The sequence below is a fragment of the Vibrio sp. ED004 genome, from assembly GCF_023206395.1.
Classification (GTDB): domain Bacteria; phylum Pseudomonadota; class Gammaproteobacteria; order Enterobacterales; family Vibrionaceae; genus Vibrio.
This window is the reverse complement of the sequence record NZ_CP066149.1, coordinates 1,871,253-1,889,853: the sequence shown is the minus strand read 5'-3', so window position 1 is coordinate 1,889,853 and position 18,601 is coordinate 1,871,253. Positions and strand designations below refer to the sequence as shown.

At 46.9% G+C, this 18,601-nt stretch carries 18 protein-coding genes; 5 read left to right on the top strand and 13 right to left on the bottom strand.

From position 1 onward, the window contains the following. Positions 1 to 469: 469 nt before the first annotated feature. Entirely contained in the window at positions 470 to 2,800 is a 2,331-nt protein-coding gene (locus tag ITG10_RS08535) for a Tex family protein (protein WP_017629490.1), read from the top strand. 252 nt (positions 2,801 to 3,052) lie between these two features. Here the strand turns inward: ITG10_RS08535 and ITG10_RS08530 are convergent, their stop codons facing one another. Both ITG10_RS08530 and bioH read right to left on the bottom strand, forming a co-directional pair. Then, positions 3,053 to 3,526, bottom strand: coding sequence for a hypothetical protein (locus tag ITG10_RS08530; protein ID WP_017063078.1), 474 nt, complete (start codon positions 3,524 to 3,526; stop codon positions 3,053 to 3,055). Positions 3,527 to 3,865: 339 nt separating this feature from the next. Beyond that, the gene (gene bioH / locus ITG10_RS08525; RefSeq protein WP_017629489.1) at positions 3,866 to 4,642 is read right to left on the bottom strand and encodes a pimeloyl-ACP methyl ester esterase BioH; all 777 of its coding nucleotides are present in this window, start codon (positions 4,640 to 4,642) and stop codon (positions 3,866 to 3,868) included. Between the two features lie 93 nt (positions 4,643 to 4,735). On the opposite strand from bioH, the gene ITG10_RS08520 reads away from it, so the two are divergent. The 4 genes from ITG10_RS08520 to cysQ all read left to right on the top strand — a co-directional run bounded on the left by ITG10_RS08520 (position 4,736) and on the right by cysQ (position 7,855). Then, positions 4,736 to 5,449, top strand: a complete 714-nt coding sequence (locus ITG10_RS08520; RefSeq protein WP_017629488.1) for a ComF family protein — start codon at positions 4,736 to 4,738, stop codon at positions 5,447 to 5,449. Positions 5,450 to 5,558: 109 nt separating this feature from the next. Beyond that, entirely contained in the window at positions 5,559 to 6,143 is a 585-nt protein-coding gene (nfuA, locus tag ITG10_RS08515; RefSeq protein ID WP_026084098.1) for a Fe-S biogenesis protein NfuA, read from the top strand. Positions 6,144 to 6,441: 298 nt separating this feature from the next. Then, entirely contained in the window at positions 6,442 to 6,993 is a 552-nt protein-coding gene (nudE, locus tag ITG10_RS08510) for an ADP compounds hydrolase NudE (protein ID WP_017629486.1), read from the top strand. A gap of 34 nt (positions 6,994 to 7,027) precedes the next feature. Next, positions 7,028 to 7,855: a 3'(2'),5'-bisphosphate nucleotidase CysQ gene (cysQ, locus tag ITG10_RS08505; RefSeq protein WP_017629485.1), complete on the top strand. Its 828-nt coding sequence runs from the start codon at positions 7,028 to 7,030 to the stop codon at positions 7,853 to 7,855. Between the two features lie 130 nt (positions 7,856 to 7,985). Here the strand turns inward: cysQ and ITG10_RS08500 are convergent, their stop codons facing one another. The 11 genes from ITG10_RS08500 to gspD all read right to left on the bottom strand — a co-directional run bounded on the left by ITG10_RS08500 (position 7,986) and on the right by gspD (position 18,577). Beyond that, the gene (locus ITG10_RS08500) at positions 7,986 to 8,765 is read right to left on the bottom strand and encodes a type II secretion system protein N (RefSeq protein ID WP_017629484.1); all 780 of its coding nucleotides are present in this window, start codon (positions 8,763 to 8,765) and stop codon (positions 7,986 to 7,988) included. A 1-nt stretch (position 8,766) separates the two neighbouring features. After that, on the bottom strand, positions 8,767 to 9,255 hold the full coding sequence (locus tag ITG10_RS08495; protein WP_017629483.1) for a type II secretion system protein M: 489 nt from the start codon (positions 9,253 to 9,255) through the stop codon (positions 8,767 to 8,769). Positions 9,256 to 9,275: 20 nt separating this feature from the next. Beyond that, complete coding sequence (gene gspL / locus ITG10_RS08490; protein ID WP_017629482.1) at positions 9,276 to 10,505, bottom strand: type II secretion system protein GspL; 1,230 nt, start codon at positions 10,503 to 10,505, stop codon at positions 9,276 to 9,278. Then, entirely contained in the window at positions 10,474 to 11,523 is a 1,050-nt protein-coding gene (gspK, locus tag ITG10_RS08485; RefSeq protein WP_017629481.1) for a type II secretion system minor pseudopilin GspK, read from the bottom strand. The genes gspL and gspK overlap by 32 nt, the downstream gene beginning before the upstream one ends. Further along, positions 11,507 to 12,256: a type II secretion system minor pseudopilin GspJ gene (gspJ, locus tag ITG10_RS08480; RefSeq protein ID WP_017629480.1), complete on the bottom strand. Its 750-nt coding sequence runs from the start codon at positions 12,254 to 12,256 to the stop codon at positions 11,507 to 11,509. The genes gspK and gspJ overlap by 17 nt, the downstream gene beginning before the upstream one ends. Then, entirely contained in the window at positions 12,243 to 12,638 is a 396-nt protein-coding gene (gspI, locus tag ITG10_RS08475) for a type II secretion system minor pseudopilin GspI (protein WP_017629479.1), read from the bottom strand. Before gspI ends, gspJ begins: the two co-directional genes overlap by 14 nt. After that, on the bottom strand, positions 12,625 to 13,218 hold the full coding sequence (gene gspH / locus ITG10_RS08470; RefSeq protein ID WP_017629478.1) for a type II secretion system minor pseudopilin GspH: 594 nt from the start codon (positions 13,216 to 13,218) through the stop codon (positions 12,625 to 12,627). Before gspH ends, gspI begins: the two co-directional genes overlap by 14 nt. A 78-nt stretch (positions 13,219 to 13,296) precedes the next feature. Beyond that, entirely contained in the window at positions 13,297 to 13,740 is a 444-nt protein-coding gene (gspG, locus tag ITG10_RS08465) for a type II secretion system major pseudopilin GspG (RefSeq protein WP_004741459.1), read from the bottom strand. 88 nt (positions 13,741 to 13,828) lie between these two features. Beyond that, positions 13,829 to 15,049 carry a type II secretion system inner membrane protein GspF gene (gspF, locus tag ITG10_RS08460; RefSeq protein ID WP_017629477.1) on the bottom strand — a complete coding sequence of 407 codons (1,221 nt, stop codon included), beginning with the start codon at positions 15,047 to 15,049 and terminating at the stop codon, positions 13,829 to 13,831. 1 nt (position 15,050) lies between these two features. Further along, entirely contained in the window at positions 15,051 to 16,553 is a 1,503-nt protein-coding gene (gene gspE, locus ITG10_RS08455) for a type II secretion system ATPase GspE (RefSeq protein WP_017629476.1), read from the bottom strand. Next, positions 16,553 to 18,577, bottom strand: coding sequence for a type II secretion system secretin GspD (gene gspD / locus ITG10_RS08450; protein WP_017629475.1), 2,025 nt, complete (start codon positions 18,575 to 18,577; stop codon positions 16,553 to 16,555). The genes gspE and gspD overlap by 1 nt, the downstream gene beginning before the upstream one ends. Between the last annotated feature and the right edge of the window lie 24 nt (positions 18,578 to 18,601).

The following is an 18,601-nucleotide window of genomic DNA, read 5'->3' as shown; positions in this document are numbered from 1 at the left end:
TTTTTGTTCATCGCCATCCTAGCGGTGTCCATTCTAGCCTGTCATCCTGACTGGCGAATCTCATCCAGAGATTATCACTTCCTTGCTGACCACTCATCCTAAGTAATCAAATCTTCATCCTGAAGATACCTAGTCCATTAGGCTTTTTCCTGTTCCTGCCAACTCCCTGTCGACAAGTTAAATATTACGGGAAATGGCGCTATTTCCTAGGTAGTCCCAAAAAACATTTCAGGTGAGAAATATGCCCTCAAACACCAAACTCAATAAAATCAGCACCTTGGGTATATTTCAAGACAATTTCATCGGTTTAAAGTGACTTAGTCGCACATCACTTGTAAGAGATCTCGCACAAAGTGGGTGTCACAAACGGAAATTCGACTTCTGACAGGATAATTACACAGCCAAAGCTAGAAAAAGCGTACGCTCACCCCCATGTAATTGTCACGATATTAAATAAGAGATTCATCGGATGAGCCAAGCTATCTGTCGACTGATTGCTGAAGAACTGAATGTTCGTTCAGAGCAAGTCACCGCCGCAGTAAACCTAATTGACGACGGTAACACCGTTCCCTTTATTGCCCGCTACCGTAAAGAGGTCACGGATGGCTTAGACGATACCCAACTACGTAACCTTGATAGTCGCCTTTCTTACCTTCGCGAACTTGATGATCGTCGCCAAACGATTCTTAAGTCGATTCAAGACCAAGGGAAACTCACGCCAGAACTTGAGCGTGATATCACTCAGGCTGACAGCAAGACTCGCCTAGAAGATTTATACCTGCCTTACAAACCAAAGCGCCGCACCAAAGGTCAGATAGCAATTGAAGCAGGCCTAGAACCACTGGCCGATACGCTATGGACTGAACCACAGCACGATCCTGAAACCGAAGCGGCCAACTTCGTTAGCAACGACAAAGGCATTGCCGATACCAAAGCCGCACTCGATGGCGCACGTGCGATCATCATGGAGCGCATTGCGGAAGACGCTAACCTGCTGGAAAAGATCCGCCAGCACCTAAACCGCAATGCAGAGCTTGGTGCTCGTGTTGTGGCTGGCAAAGAGAACGAAGGTGAGAAGTTCAAAGACTACTTCGAGCACAACGAAGCTCTGAGCAAAGTACCGTCTCACCGTGCGCTTGCAATGCTACGAGGCCGAAATGAAGGCTTCCTAACACTGGCAATGAACGCAGACCCTGAACAAGAAGAAGGTGTACGTGGTTCATACTGCGAGAACATCATCTCTGATCACTACGGCATTACCCTAAGCAGCGCACCAGCAGATGCATGGCGCAAGCAAGTGATCAGCTGGGCATGGCGCATCAAGGTTTCTATGCACATGGAAACCGAGTTAATGGGCGCAATGAAAGAGCGTGCTGAAATCGAAGCGATTGAAGTGTTCGCGACCAACCTTAAAGACCTGCTAATGGCTGCACCTGCTGGCCCTCGTGCAACATTAGGCTTGGATCCAGGTTTACGTACCGGTTCGAAAATCGCCGTTGTGGATTCAACCGGCAAGGTTCTAGCGACAGAAACTATTTACCCTCACCCACCACAAAAGCAATACGACAAATCGGCACACGTTGTTGAGCAGATGGTTCGTCAGTTCAACGTTGACCTGATTGCGATTGGTAATGGTACGGCTTCACGCGAAACCGATAGCTTTGTGGCTGATGTGATTAAGCGCGGCAACCTAAAAGCACAAAAAATTATTGTTAGCGAAGCAGGTGCTTCCGTTTATTCAGCGTCTGAGTTGGCGGCGAAAGAATTCCCGAACATGGACGTATCGATTCGTGGTGCGGTATCTATCGCTCGTCGTCTACAAGATCCATTGGCAGAGCTTGTGAAGATTGACCCTAAATCGATCGGTGTGGGCCAATACCAACATGACGTTAGCCAAACCATGCTTGCTAAGCGCCTAGATGCGATTGTCGAAGACTGTGTAAACGCCGTAGGTGTTGATGTGAATACCGCGTCTGCCGCACTACTGACTCGCGTAGCTGGCCTGTCTAGCACCATCGCTCAGAACATCGTGGACTTCCGTGATGAGAATGGTCGCTTCGAAGCTCGTACTACGCTGAAGAAAGTCGCTCGCTTGGGGCCAAAAGCCTTTGAACAGTGTGCTGGTTTCTTACGTATTATGGATGGTAAAAACCCGTTAGATGCATCATCGGTTCACCCGGAAGCTTACCCTGTGGTGAAAACCATCGCTGAGAAAAACCAGAAAGACATCAAGTCTCTGGTAGGTAACACCGACTTCTTACGTGGTTTGCACGCGGTTGATTACACCAATGAAAACTTTGGTGTACCAACGGTCACCGACATCATCAAGGAGCTGGATAAGCCGGGACGCGACCCTCGCCCTGAGTTCAAGACTGCAACCTTCGCTGATGGCGTAAACAGCGTTTCAGACCTAGAACCAGGTATGATTCTAGAAGGTGTGGTGTCGAACGTGGCTAACTTTGGTGCCTTCGTTGATATTGGTGTTCACCAAGATGGCTTAGTGCACATTTCAGCGCTGACCGATCGCTTTGTCTCTGACCCACGTGAAGTGGTTAAAGCTGGTGACATCGTGAAAGTAAAAGTGATGGAAGTAGATGTTCAGCGCAAACGTATTGCACTAAGCATGCGTATGAAAGACGAACCGGGACAAGACAACCGCGCTCAACGTTCAAGTGCACCTCGCACGCAAAACCGCTCGAATCAAAACTCACAAGGTGGCCAACGCCGTCGTGAGGAGCAACAACAAAATGCCGCAATGGGTGGTGCATTCGCTGCCGCTTTTGCAAAAGCGAAAAAGTAATCCATTAGCTCATCTAAAAAACGGATTAGCTTAAAAACAGAAAACCTGCATCCCTTAGGGTATGCAGGTTTTTTTATTATGTGTTCAAAAAAGACATCGAAGTTTGGTTGTATCCTTCATCTTTATACTCAAAATAATTGTAGCTGCAGCTAGGCAACAAGTAAGTTCAGCCCTATGAGCATAGGGGTTCTATGTGATTAGGGTGAACTTACGCAGTTAACAACGCTGCGGCTTCAAGTATGAAGAGTATAATCATAATACGACTAACATCTCTGATGGAGCATGAGGCGCAACAGCATGACCATAATGATACTTTATGACCTTACGTCGTTTCTCCATCTGTCCTTCCTGAATCGCCGCATCTAAAACATGCTTTGGCAGGCGGAAACGCATGGTATAGCCTTTGCCTTGATCAGCACTGTATGTTTTCAGTGCCAATAAGCTGAACAGCCTATCAAAAGGGTCTTGTGGCTCTTCTTGGCTAACCGAATTGGCCTCTGACTCGTTCTCCATTTCATAACCTGGATGGTCTGAAGGATCCCAAGCCGACTGCTGCCTTCGTTTATCGTCTGATTTTACCTTACGCTCTGCATTGGTTCTCGCCAATGCTACTGCGGGAGCAACAGGTTCTCGGACTCTATTATCACGCGCAACTTGCTCTGTTTGCACATTAACGGACGGGGCGATTAGTGGCACACTCACTGCAGTTGCAGGTGACACAATCATCGCGAACTCTCCTCAAGAATCGCCCATCACTATTGCCATAACACTGTTGTACCGAGAACGCACAACAGGCATAGCCCAACTTACCGCAATCAGCTCTGGAGAGAGTTAGGTCTGAGTATCATGCAACGCGTTGGTGTTATACCAATCGTAGTAAATAACTGCTCATCCTAGCTTGTTAAAACGCTCGATAACGGCGTTAGAACTTTTGATTGTAGAATAACTACTTATCAAAAAGCTCTGCCTTGTTCTCAAGCCTTTTTCCTACGCTATTTTTGAACACTTACTTACTGTGATTGGTATTAGGTTATATATCGACCAAGCCGGATATAAATTTAGCAATTATTTTTGTGCGAAGCTGACAAGCTCACTGCAAAAGGCATCCGCTTCGGTCATAAACGGTGCATGTGAAGACTGAGTGAAGATGTATTGCTCAGTATGAGGCAGAGCATTGCCCAAATCTTTAGCGACCTTGATTGGCACAAGCCCATCTAATCGGCCATACAAGCGAAGCATAGGCACTGAGATCTCAGGTAGCTGTTCACGCAGGTCAACATCAGACAGCATCTTTAAACCAGCCAATAACGAATCAGGATTTGGCAGTGGGCGAGACAACACCGCTTGCTTGAGCTGTTTTACATCTTGCCTTGCTGACGGGCTGCCCATGGCTTGCAATGCCATAAAGCGTTCGATGGTGGTTTGGAAATCTTCCACCAGCTGTTCGGTGAATGCGGTTAATACATTAGGTTGGATACCTCGCCATAATACTGGCTCTTTTGCGGCAGCAAATTTCGGCGAACTCGCAACCGTCACCAGTTTGCTCACGTAGTCTGAATGATGGAGCGCCATGTGCGTCGCCACCAAACCACCGAGTGACCAACCGACCCAAATCGCCTGCTTTGGCGCTTCGGCCAACAGTTGCTGAGCTATCTCTTCAAGATCTTGAGCGTGACAGTGAGAACTGTGTCCATACCCTGGCAAATCGACAACGTGTACTCGGAAATCGGCCTCTAATGCATTCACGGTTTGTTGCCATACCGCACCGTTCATTCCCCAGCCGTGAACCAGAACCAAATCGGGTCCCTGCCCTGAAACATGCCAATATAACGCGTCACTCATTCTCAATATTCCCTACTTTTTCCATCAGCGATAAACTGCGCTTTTCAGTATGGTGAGCAAAAGGAACACCATAACCCAAAAGCATCACGAGCTATGTTATCCGATTGGCTACAAAAACACACACCACGTCTGGTCACACCTCAATGCCACCTGTGTAAGCTAGATAAATGTCCTAGTGATACACATCCTCGATGGTGCAATCCTTGTCTCAAACTCTTTGAGCCAGTACCTCGCTGCCAACGATGTGGCTTAAAAACTGTCACCACCGTTGAGCAGTGTGGTGAGTGTTTATCAAAGCCACCACCTTGGCATCGCCTCTATTGTGTTGGCGATTACACCTTTCCAACCGCTGGTTATATTCAACAAATGAAGTACGCGGATAAGTTCTGGTTTGCTCGCGACTTGTCGAAAATATTAGCCTCACGTATTGAAGAGCCCGCGTCGTTGCTCACGAGTGTTCCACTGCATTGGCAAAGGTACATTGATCGTGGTTTTAATCAGAGCCAGTTATTAGCACGTTACACCGCTCATGAGCTCAACATCAAAAATGCCGTTTTATTTAGACGAACCCGCTCAACGATTTCCCAACAAGGGCTCACCAAGTCGGCAAGAAAAAGTAATCTGAAAGGCGCTTTCGTTCTGAAAAATTTAAACTTTTCAGCGACGGATTATTCGCACGTCGCGATAATTGATGATGTTGTAACCACAGGCAGTACTGTGTATCAATTATGCCAATTACTACTTGAAGTAGGGGTGAAAAGGATTGATATTTACTGCATCTGCCGCACTCCTGAGCCCTCTGGATAACTGGTGTGAGTCGCTACTTGTACAGCAATCCAACAAAAAAGGGCTGAATTACAAATCTGACAGGAGTAGAATGGCGCTAATAGCCTACAAATTTACTCAGGTATTCGTCGTGTCAAATATTACTATTACAGAAACAGCTCAAACTCATTTTGCCAATCTGCTGTCACAGCAGCCTGAAGGTACAAACATTCGTGTGTTCGTGGTAAACCCAGGTACACAAAACGCTGAGTGTGGTGTTTCTTACTGCCCAACAGATGCGATTGAAGCATCTGACACAGAGCTTAAGTTCGAAGCTTTCTCTGCATACGTAGATGAGCTAAGCCTACCGTTCCTAGACGAAGCTGAAATCGACTTCGTTACAGACAAAATGGGCTCTCAACTAACACTTAAAGCACCAAACGCTAAGATGCGTAAAGTATCAGACGATGCGCCGCTTCTAGAACGTGTTGAGTACGCAATTCAAACACAAGTTAACCCACAACTTGCTGGTCACGGCGGTCACGTTAGCTTAGTAGAAATCACTGAAGACGGTGCTGCTATCGTAGCATTCGGCGGCGGTTGTAACGGTTGTTCTATGGTTGATGTGACTCTAAAAGAAGGCATCGAGAAAGAACTTCTTCAACAATTCGAAGGTGAACTGACTGCTGTTCGTGATGCAACTGAGCACGATCGTGGTGAGCACTCTTACTACTAGTCACTGATTTAGTGTTAGTCGTTATTTGAAAGGTTGATGCGCAAGCATCAACCTTTTTTGTTTTCGGGCTGAGCATACACACTATAATCCAGGCTTCCTATGCGCTTGTATTCCTTATACTCCTCGCCGATATTCTCGCCTCGTTACCATCTTGAGTAAGGTATTCAAGTGATCGCAATCGGTTCCTGCTTCAATAATTCTCGGATATGAAAACTCGGATCTAGGAACTCAACGTCATTTCCCCTATATTAGAATGACTTTATAAGAAAGAATTCCAATGAGCTAAGGAGCGAGCGCAATGACAAAAAGGACCAAGCCAGAAATTTTGGCTCAGCAAACTGTCGCTCAATCAAAACTATTCTCTATCGAGTCTCTCGACTTACGCTTTTCAAACGGTGAAGAGCGCACTTACGAACGCATGAAGCCTAGCGGGCGCAACGCAGTAATGATGGTTCCTATTACTGAACAGGGCGATATTCTATTAGTGCGTGAATACGCAGCGGGTACTGAGCACTATGAGCTCGGCTTTCCGAAAGGACTGATTGATCCAGGTGAACAACCGAGTGAAGCCGCAGTTCGTGAACTCAAAGAAGAGATTGGCTTTGGTGCCAACAAGCTTACTCCATTAAAGGAAGTGATCCTCGCTCCCTCTTACTTTTCTAGCAAAATGACACTGTTTATCGCAGAAGACCTCTACCCAGAGAAGCTAGAAGGTGATGAACCTGAACCACTGGACATTGTGCGCTGGCCGCTTGCTCAAGCCGAAGAGCTATTAACGCATCTCGACTTCTGTGAGGCTCGCAGTATTACCGCCCTACTATTGACCCTTCGATCACTCAATAATAATTAAAGCCAAAGCGCACTCGAAGAGTAAGAGAATATTTATGCCAACAACAAAAGATTTGTCTCATCTCCTACCCTCTGTGATTGAGGTTGCTCGCTCTGCAGGCCAACTCATCTTAGAGATCTACGAAAAGAAAGATTACGAAGAGTTCACCAAGAGTGACGACACACCAGTCACCAGTGCCGATCTGGCAGCGCATAAGCTGATCTCGAAAAAGCTCAGTGAGCTAACCCCAGATATCCCGGTGTTATCTGAAGAAGCCGCTGACATTAGCCTAGAAAAACGCGCGCAATGGGATCGTTACTGGTTGGTAGACCCATTAGATGGAACGCAGGAGTTCATCGCAAGAAGTGGTGACTTCGCGACAATTATCGCCCTAATCGAGCATAACAAGCCAGTCATGGGTGTGGTGTATGCGCCTGTTTCTGGTGTGAGCTATTACGCTTACAGCGGCAAAGGGGCTTGGAAGATCCCAGACCTTAATGACAGCGTTAAAATCAAAACGCATCGTCATGAATTACCAAACCAATCTATTGCAATGGCGATCAGCCGCCGCCAAGACATCAACCGCATCACGAGCCGCATGAGCTCGGCTTGGAACTATGATTTGGTGCCTCTTGGCTCTGCCGCACTGAAAGCCTGTTTAGTCGCAGAAGGTGCAGTGGATTGTTATCTACGCCTTGGACCTACTGGCGAGTGGGATACCGCAGCAACCCAGTGCATTGTTGAGGAAGCTGGCGGTCGTATCTTGAGCACGCAATTAGAACCGCTCTCTTACAACGAAAGAGAGACGCTTGAGAACCCGAACTTCATTGTACTTGGTGACGCGGACTTACCTTGGGCAGAGATATTACAGAGTAAAGACTAGAGCCACTTAGTCTCATAACAAGTTGATATTCCAATAAAATGGGCACCTCAGTGAGGTGCCCATTTTTTTATCTTGCTCTCGGATAACTAGCGGATAACCAACGGATACCAACTCAGAAGTAGATACTGGGCTAGAAACGTCCTTGGTAGCTAAACTGGTACTTACCTTGGCTATCTGGGTTACCTAACCACTTAAGCTGACTCTGCATGGCTGGCGGGAACTCAGCCCCCGGTTTAAACCATGCTGCTGAGGTGTAGCTTTGATTAGGCGTAACACTCGCAGAGAACTCGCTATCTACTTGGTCACTCTTCTGAGTACCTTTGGCTTCAATAGTATTGTCTTCACAGGTAATATCGGCAATCACAGGGCCTAGGTCTAACGAACCCACTGGTGAGTCAACGGCTGCACCAGACCAAGCAAGCGTACCTTCTCCCGATTGACACCAAGGCTGAGTATGAACCGCATGTTTGATTGTCAGTTCAACTTGCCCACCAATTGAAATCGGAACAGGAATCGCTGGCGCATATTTCATCACGTTCATAGCAGGCATTGAAACCACTAAGTTCTCTGCATACGCGCCGCTCATGCTGTACCCAACACGCCCTTTTCCTGACAAGTTCATGTCGCTATTGCGACCAAAACGAACCGCTAGCTCTGCTTTGGCTTGGAACAGTTTAGATAACTGGAAGTCCCACTGTACTGAACCGTAATTGACACGCTGCCACACGACATTGTTGGCGCGACCTTGCCAAACCGTCCCTTCAACGCCTTCAATGTTCAAACCACGAACAACAGGTGCATGCTTAAGAGCAAACGAGGCCGGTAAGTGCAACAACAAGCTAACCGAGAAAAAGACAATAAAGATGCCACCAAAGAGCAAACCTAACTTCAAAGATAAACCGCGTTTCACATTAACCTCGTTTAAACTGTAGTCGGTTGACGTCAATAACCCCGGGGCTATCAGAACGATCAATGTCCATGAACTCAACCTCAACACCCTGCTTTTCTTTCAGGTATGTTAGCCAATCTACGAACTGATTAAAGGGGACAGGTTTAACCCATACTTGCAGCATCTCGCCACGTGGCTGTACGCGAATCAGCTCAATCTTAAAGCGACGCATAGAAGCAGGTACGGATTGGTTCAAAGGCTGGCTAGCACTGATGCCGCCACTGCCTCGTAGTTCAACTACTTCATTGGCTTTATTGGTTACCCAAGCCAGCAGTTGCTTCTCACTCTGAATGCGGCTTTGTGCGAGTTCAGCTCGCTGACTGAGTGGCTGTATTAGCCCCCAATAAACCACACCTACCACCAATAAAATTGAGCAGCCGACAACTAATCGCTGCTCCCTTTGACTTATTGAAGTCCACCACGCTTGGAGTGGCTCAATCATATTTCTCATCACTGATCTCCTTGCGCAGGTTACTGACGGGGTTTAAGAGTAAAACTACCAAACACAGCATCGCCATTACGATTCAATGGCCCTTGCTCAACGGTAAACTTCTCTTCGAGCTTCACTCTCGCGGTCTCAAAATGTTGGAAGTCAGAACTTTTAGCCTGTAGTCGAACCTCAGAACGGTTGCCATCGTAGCGAATGCTTTCGACTTCAATCGATTTCACCTGCCCTAAAGTTTCTGGCAACAAGGCTAGCCAACCAAGTAAGGAATCACCATCGCCTGAACCGCCATACTTCTTGGCTTCATCGTTCATCTGACGCTTAAGGTAGCTCACCGTTGGAATACGCTGTTTACCTGGCAATACCGTTCTAAAGATGCGCTCACTTTCCATTCTGTAAGCTTCGGCTTGCTCTTCATATTGTTGAACCTTCAACACCTGTTGAGTCACAATTACGGCCACCAGCAAACAAGCCGCAATCGCCACTTTTTGCCAAACACGCCAATATTTACTGAATGAAGATTTGGTTTTAAAGGTGCCAGTCAGTAAATTCACGCTGCTTGTGATCGCTTGTTGGCTCAGTAAAGACATCACCAACTCAGCCGGCTTAGCTTGCCACTCCATTCCACTTTGCTGCTGAACGTCGTCGCTCGGCATTGAGGTGTAACTGAAGATCGTCGCAGGCTTTTCTTCGTCATCAACGACAACCCAATCACTTTGCAAAAACATTGGAAGCCATGCTTCACTGATTGATACCGCCTGATAGTTGCCTTGGCGCAATAGCCAATGCTGGCCTATCTGCAACGCACTGATGCCTTGCTCTTCCAAAGGCACAGCTAGCGTGTCTGGTAATACCTTACGGAAGACAATATTGGCTTCGCGGAACTGATCTAAAGCTTGTTTTAGCCATTCACGTTCAACACCACACACGGTCGCATGAGTGGCGTCTTTATCTAAAATAGTCAGATGTAAGTCTTCGATATCTTGTGCAACTTCGTCTTCTAACAAAAACGGCAGCATAGAATCGAACTGGCGAGCAGCACCTTTCGGGATCTCAACACGCTTAATTAAGCATTCATTTCCCGGCAATAAAGCGATGCAGCTGCGCTTTTCAGCGTAAGGCGTTAACTCGTCAAGCTGCTCCCAGCTAGACAATTCGCCACTTGCTATCACTTCTTGTTGGCTTGTCGACCAAACTAACCACTGCACAGGGCTTTGTGGTTCGCTACTCAGTCGAACGGTCAGAAACTCGCTCACTGATTCCTCCAAAACGACGGCGTACAACCGTCACTGTTTCTCGATTACTACTATAGAAAAGCGTCCGTATACGTACACGTGACTGCTCAACTAATACCTCTGCATCTAGCTCAAAATAGGCGCTATCTACAGTTAAATATGCTTTGGCTTTTTTGCTAACTTCGCCACTGACACCAGCAATGGCAGACTCTTGCATAAAAGCATCCACCGTATCCCAACCATCAAATGGACGTTTGTCTATCAGCTGTTTCGCATCCGATTCACTTAAGCCCGGTGCGAACATCGCTTCCAATAGAGGCGCTTGCTTTTCCGTTAGTGTATTCACGTTCAAGCGGAAATCATCGCTAGGTAGAGCGCAAACAAATGGGCGAACCTTATTCATCACCTCACCCGTGACCTGATAAACCGCTCGTAACTCTGATTCGTCAGCCATTAGGCCATTAGCTGCCAAATAAGATGGCTTCATCGCCTCATAGGTACTGTCTTCTACGCCAGCTGAAGAGGTCGCTCGAGTGTCGCTATCAACAAACTCCCAGCTTGAATGCGCGATAACCTCAGCTTGATAGGGCTCTACGTCTTGGTTTTCCAATAAGGTCTGCCAAACTGTCACTAAATAAGGTGTCTGGTTGCTTGAAGTCGTCGCAACGCCAGCTAGCGCATTGAGATTAAAACACGCTTGAGCATCAACGATACGCCCCTTCACTTGGCCATAATCAAGTGGGTACACTTGTTCTTCTAACGCCCACGGTTGACTTAAGTTTACGGTATCACTGTCTTTGTAGCTTTGCCTAATACCGTCTTGCACAAGCGCTTCTACACCAATACTGTACCAATAAGCCTGTTGGTAGTTAAGCTGGTTACCAACGCGTTTAAACTGAGTAAACAGGCGCTCAGACATACTGCCAGCAATGGTTGCCATGATCGCCAGTAGCATCAAAATAATGATCAGCGCGACACCACGTTGTTTGCGGCCAAAAGCCGACCTTGTCGCTACAAGCTTGTTAGGTCGATGAGTCATTATTCCCCTCACTACCGCCTGAAGAGTCACTGCTTGAAGAATCATCAGCCTGATCTAGGGTCCCACCGGGAGTAAGATAAACACGTTCTATCTCACCATAGTCTTTCAGTGTCAGCTTGAGTCTCACCGCTTTAGGCAGTGACTTGTCGGTTTGCCACTCTTTGCCCCAGCGACTCCCATCATAAAACTCGATCTCAAAGCCTTCTACATCATCTAGCAGCGGAGTAATCACTCCTTCTTGGCCTGCAGGAGTATCGGGATAACGCCACCATACACGCTCAAGCGTCTCTTCTTTGATGCGGTAGCCAACCTTAGTGACTTCTCCGCGAGGAAACTGCTGTTGTGGATTATGCCAACCAAGACGAGTAAACATGATGCCAACACTGTCGGAATCGAGTAGATACTCTTTCACTAATATCAGCTTAGATGATGCTTCTTCACCATTGGTACGAAATTGTCGCACTGCCATCTGGCGAAAATCATTATCTAAAATGACTAAACTACGTTGTAGCTGATTCAAACGGGCACTGCGCTCGATTGATAGCTCGTTACTTCGTTGAACCTGATTCACTACCTGATAAGCCGCCATGCTCAATGTGGCAAAGATAGCGATCGAGACCAAGACTTCAATTAAGGTAAAACCTCTCCCTTTTGAAGATAGACCTTGTTTACGAGGCACACGTTTATTAAAGAACATGCTCTTAGTTGACCACACGCTTTTAGTTAACCACATAGCTTCGCACCGTAACGACTGGAGACGCTTGCTTACTGGTTGCTGCACTCACATCAAACGCCTTTAATAAATCATCGCTGGTATCAATCGGTGTGACCTTCCAGAACCACTCTCTTCCCGCTAGCTCTTGTGTACCCTGCGTTTTTTTAAGTTTCTCAGGATGCAGCATCACCAAGGCCATTTGATTATCAACAACCATAGCGGCGAAGGTTTTTTCTTCGAGATAACTGAGTGTATTAATGTGCTGGGTTACGGCACGAATCACACTGATCGCTGCGGTCGCAAAAATAGCGAGTGCAACCAATACCTCAAGCAGAGTCATTCCTCGAGAACCAAGAGTCATACCACGAGAGCGATAAGGAGAACGGTTATTCCTCTTCATCTTCTTCTCCCGGTTCAAGCAATCGAATGACACCATTATCTAACACGCGAATACGCCAACCATCTTGTACTGTGTCACCCGTATTTGGGTAGAAAGAGAGCGTAAAAGGTGTTGTTTCAGCACTCGACAAGATGTAGATCTGCGGTGGCTTCGGCTTCTTTTCCTCTTCAAGATCAGCAAACATATCTTCATCAAATAAGCTTCCCGGATTAAAAAGGCGATCGTCGTCTTCCCAAGCACCGCCACCAAGTGTCAGCGTCAGTGCGAGGTCTTCTGATAATTCAGTGGAAGAAGGGATCTTTTCGAACTCGGTTTCTTGCCAACCATCAGACTTCAAAGTCATCAGAACGTAAGTCGATTTCTTTTCATCAACACGAACGCCAAAATCCAAACCGCTCAAAATAGCTTCTTCATTGAGTAGCTGAACTCGTTGATAAAAACTTTGAGCGTATTTTTTGGCAACATCTTTACTATTGGTAGGAATGGTCGCGATCACCGCAACCGCCGTTACTGACAGTAATACCAGTACCAAAAGAATCTCAATCAAGGTGAAACCTGGCTGTGTTTGCTTAGTTTTCACCTTTAGACTCCATTTGTTTACGTCCTACCATCAATAACGAATCAAACAACAATAACGCATCAAGCAACAAGCTGAGGCTTATTGAAAGTCTTGCATGTTCCAGTTGCCGATATCCGCAGCAATACCTTCACCACCTTCTTGGCCGTCAGCACCAAGCGTAAAGATATCGATAGTGCCGTTATCGCCAGGGCTTAGGTATTGGTACTCGTTACCCCATGGGTCATTTGGCAGACGCTTGATGTAGCCACCGTCACGGTAGTTACGAGGCTCTGGGCTGCTTGGCTTAGAAACCAATGCATCAAGACCTTGATCCGTTGTTGGGTAAACGCTGTTGTCCAGTTTGTACATATCCAGCGCGTTCTCTAGCGCCACGATATCAGTGATGGCTTTTTGTTGGTCAGCCTTCTCTTTGTTACCTAATAGGTTAGGTACAACAAAGCTCGCCAATACGCCAAGGATAACCACAACAACCATCACTTCTAATAGGGTAAAGCCTGATTGTTTCTTCATTTTATTTTTCATTATTTTCTCCAAATTACAGACCGCGAGTTGAAGGTAATGATGTCCTTCTTCTCGATAATCCAAAAACTAACGTTTGATGAGCAATACGTTAACCGCTCATTAAATTGTTCATTTCAAGCATCGGCATCAGAGTCGCCATCACAATGAACAGCACTAAGCCTGCCATCAAAGCGATAAGAGCTGGGGTAAAGATACCCAAGGCAATGTTCACGGTCGACTCAAAGCTTTGGTCTTGGTTATCTGCCGCTCTTGTCAGCATCTGTTCCAATTGACCACTCTGCTCACCACTGGCAATCATATGCAGCATCATCGGTGGGAAGAGTTTGGTTTGATCTAAGGCTTTACGTAGGCTCGCCCCCTCTCTAACGCTATCCGATGCTTGTAATACTTGTTGTTTCACATGGTGATTCGACATCACGTCAACCGCGACCTTCATCCCTTCAAGGATAGGAATCGCACTCGAGGTACAAATAGAAAGTGTTCGTGCAAAACGAGAGGTATTGATCCCTTTTGCTATCTTGCCGATAAGCGGAATGCTCAATAATTTGCGATCCCAACTCATGCGAACGCCCGGCTTTTTCAGTGCGGTCTTAACCAGAACAATCACACCAATGATCAACAACAGTAATTGGATGCCCCAATTCTGGATAAATTCACTCGATGCCAATAAAAATTGTGTCGATTGAGGAAGCTCTTGGCCCATTTGGATGATCGGCTCGACGATTTTAGGTACCACGGTTGCCAACAGGAACGAAACAATCGTCACCGCAAACACCACCAGCACCACTGGATAGATCATCGCTTGTAGGAGTTTAGATCGCATTTTCTGACGGTTTTCCGCGTAATCAGCTAATCGTTCCAATACCGCATCTAAGTGCCCCGATTTCTCACCTGCCGCAACCATGGCTCTAAACAGCTCATCGAAGATATGTGGGTAATCAGACAGGCTGTCAGCTAGCGAGTAGCCCTCAGTAACTTTAGAGCGAACCGCCAATAGCATAGTTCGAATACGTGGCTTTTCAGATTGCTCAGCAACTGCCTTCAAGCACTCTTCTAGAGGCATACCCGATTGAACAAGCGTTGATATTTGACGAGTAATCAAGGCAAGGTCAGGCGTGCTGATACCTCGCTTAAAGCTAGTCGAAGGCTGTGACCCCTTCGCCGTTTTTGCTTTGGCTTCGGTCATTTCGACCGGCATCAAGCCTTGCTCTTTTAAGCGCTGGCGAGCCTGACGAGCGTTATCCGCCTCAATCGAGCCCTTTTTGCTTTTACCTTTAGCATCCAGCGCTTTGTATTCAAATGCCGCCATACTAGACTTCCTTGGTCACGCGCATCACTTCTTCTAGGGACGTTACCCCTTTCAGAACTTTGCTCAAGCCATCCTCTCGAATACTTGGGGTTGTGCCACGAATTGCTTTCTCAATCGCTTGTTCGCCCGCCTCGCTATGAATCAGCTCTTGAACCGACTCATCAACCATCAGAAGCTCATGAATGCCGGTACGGCCTCGGTAACCTTTATGGCTACAGTGCTCACACCCTTTGGCATGGTAAAGCGTCAGGCTGTCTTTTTTCTTCAGTCCAAACAGCTTCTTCTGCTCTTTGTCCGCTTCATAAGGTTCTTTACAGTCGTTACACAAGGTACGAACTAGGCGCTGTGCCAGAACACCAAGCAGTGAAGAAGATATAAGGAAGGGTTCGATGCCCATATCACGCAGACGCGTAATCGCACCTACCGCGGTATTGGTATGGAGAGTCGACATCACCAAGTGACCCGTCAAAGAGGCTTGAACGGCAATTTCTGCGGTTTCTAAATCACGGATCTCACCAATCATAACCACATCGGGATCTTGACGAAGAATGGCACGTAAACCACGAGCAAAGGTCATATCAACCTTAGGGTTCACTTGTGTTTGACCAATACCATCAATATCGAATTCGATTGGGTCTTCAACGGTAAGGATGTTGCGCTCGTTGCTGTTGAGCTCTTGTAGGCCGGCGTATAAGGTCGTGGATTTACCCGAACCTGTAGGGCCCGTTACCAAGATAATACCGTGCGGGCGTTGAATCAGTTTACGGAAGTTTTCGTGGTTCTCTGCCGTCATACCCAAACTGTGCAAGTCTAGACGAGTCGCGTTCTTATCCAACAGACGCATTACCACGCGCTCACCGTGTGATGAAGGCATCGTAGACACACGAACATCGACCGCTCGGCCACCAATACGCAAAGAAATACGACCATCTTGTGGCACGCGTTTTTCCGCAATATCTAACTTAGCCATAACCTTCACACGAGATACCAATAGCGGAGCCAGTTTACGGCTCGGCGCTAAAACATCACGCAACACACCATCAATACGGAAACGGATAGAAAGTGACTTCTCGAAGGTTTCGATATGAATATCCGAAGCACCTTCTTTGATCGCCTCACCCAACATCGCATTGATTAACTTGATGATTGGCGCATCGTCTTCTGACTCAAGCAAGTCTTCATCTTGCGGCAACTCTTCTGCCAACGAGAAGAAGTCGTCGTTGTCGGCACCAATGTCTTCCATTAGCTGACGCGCTTCCGACGAGTCACGCTGATACGCATCGGTCAGTTTTTTATCAAATTCGTCTGCGCTGATCGCTTGTGGCGTGAAGCCGTTTTTCACAACACGGCTGACTTCAATGATCGCCGCTGATTTCAGAGGCTCTACATAATAAAGTACCGGCGCACGCTCTGGGTGTTGATATTCCAACACCATCTTGTAGCGATTTGCAAAGCTAAACGGCAAGCGCTGATAAGTACGTGCCGCCCCTACCAATTCAGCCATTATTCTGTTTCCATTTGATCGATGAAGGCTTGGATTTCAGCCGGGTGATTCATATCAGCACCAAATTTAGGCAGTACTGGGATGTTATCGTCATCAAGCAATTTCAAACCTTGCTCTGCCTTGTACAACTGCTCAGCTCGAATGAAGTTGTATTTACGCTGAGTGATACCATCCGCCGTCATGCCATCACGAATGATGGTTGGCTTAATGAATACCATTAGGTTCTTTTTCTCAACCTGAGTACTGGTTGATTTAAACAGGTGCCCAAGTACTGGAATATCACCTAAGAATGGCACCTTAGACTCACTCTCTAATGCACGCTCGTCAATCAAGCCACCAAGTACCAGCATTTGACCATCTTGAACAATCACCGACGTATTCAATTGACGCTTAGCAAAACGCACATCAACCGCACCATTCGCGCCTAGTACGTTTGATACTTCTTGTTCAATATTGAGCTGAACTGAGTCGCCTTCGTTGATTTGTGGAACAACCTTCAGCTTGATACCCACTTCTTTACGTTCAACTGTTTGGAATGGATTATCGTTGCTTGAACCTGCGGTTGAACCTGTTAGAACAGGCACCTCTTCGCCCACAATGAATGACGCTTCGCCATTGTCCATTACCGTAATACTTGGAGAAGAGAGGATGTTTGAGTTTGAATCGGTCGCTACCGCACTAATAAGTGCAGTCCAGTCACCCATCACCACGCTCATAGCCGCGCCATTAACACCAGAAAGAGCTGACGCTAGTGTTGAATAGTCGCCCTGTTCGGTTGTCGTTTCATTACGCACAAACGCGCCATTATCATCATATACCGCAGTGGTCGTTTCAGTGTCTTTAGCCTCTTCCAGACCAACCATGACGCCACCGATCGATGCGCCTGTGTTTCCGTACTGAATCACAGCACCTGTATCAAGGTTACCCCATTGCACACCAAGGTTGATGCCGTCACCCTCTGCCATCTCGACAATCAAGGCTTCAATCAATACTTGAGCACGACGAATATCAAGCTGAGCGATCACATCTTGTAGCGCATTCATGATGTCAGGCTGTGCTGTGATAACTAAAGAGTTGGTATCACTGTGTGCAGAGATCATCACTTGGTTACGTTGCGATGAGCTACCTTTGGTTGATGACTGCTTCTCTGATTGCAGGTTGTCCGACACACCTTTCAGCACATCAACTAAATCTTCAGCTTTTGCATACTTAAGGTAAATAACTTGGTTGTTACCCTTAGTAGCCATTTCAACATCAAGTTGTTCGATAAGCTTTCTTAGACGACTGCGAACCTTAGGGTCACCCGAGATAAGGATTGCATTGGTGCGCTCATCAGCAACCAGTTTAGGTTGAAGGAAGGCAGGTGTATTCTTTGCGTCTGTGGTTTTATTCAGCGCATCAACAATGCGCACCATCTCGGCTGCTGAAGCATTCTTTAGCTCAACAACTTCAATTTCTTTGTCACCAGCTTGGTCAACACGCTTGATGATTTCCGCTAAGCGATTTACTACCGCCGCTCGGCCTGTAATAAGGATGATGTTGGCTGGGTCGTAGTGCACAACGTTACCCGCGCCTGCGTTGTCGTTCAATTGACGAAGCAAAGGAGAAAGTTCACGAACCGACACATTACGCACCGTCACAACTCGTGTCACGACGCTGTCGCCGTTGATTGAGTCACGGTCACCGACTACTGGAATTGCCGATGTTTTAGAGTCTTTGGCTTTGATGATCTTCAGAACACCCGAATCCATTTCAACGACCGCGTAGCCGTACACCTCTAAAACATTTAAGAAGAAGCTGTAATATTGCTCTTCATTAAGGACGTCGTAGCTACGTACATCGATTTTCCCGCGCACCGATGGGTCAACGATGATCGTCTTCTCAAGGTTACGACCAACGATATTAATAAACTCTTGAATATCAGTGCCCTTAAAGCTGGCACTAAAATCACTAGCGATGGCTGCGGGTGTGCAGATTAAGCTTCCTGCCAGTAACCATGCACTTTTCTTAAACCAATGCTTCACGTACTTCTCCTACACTTTCGTCCT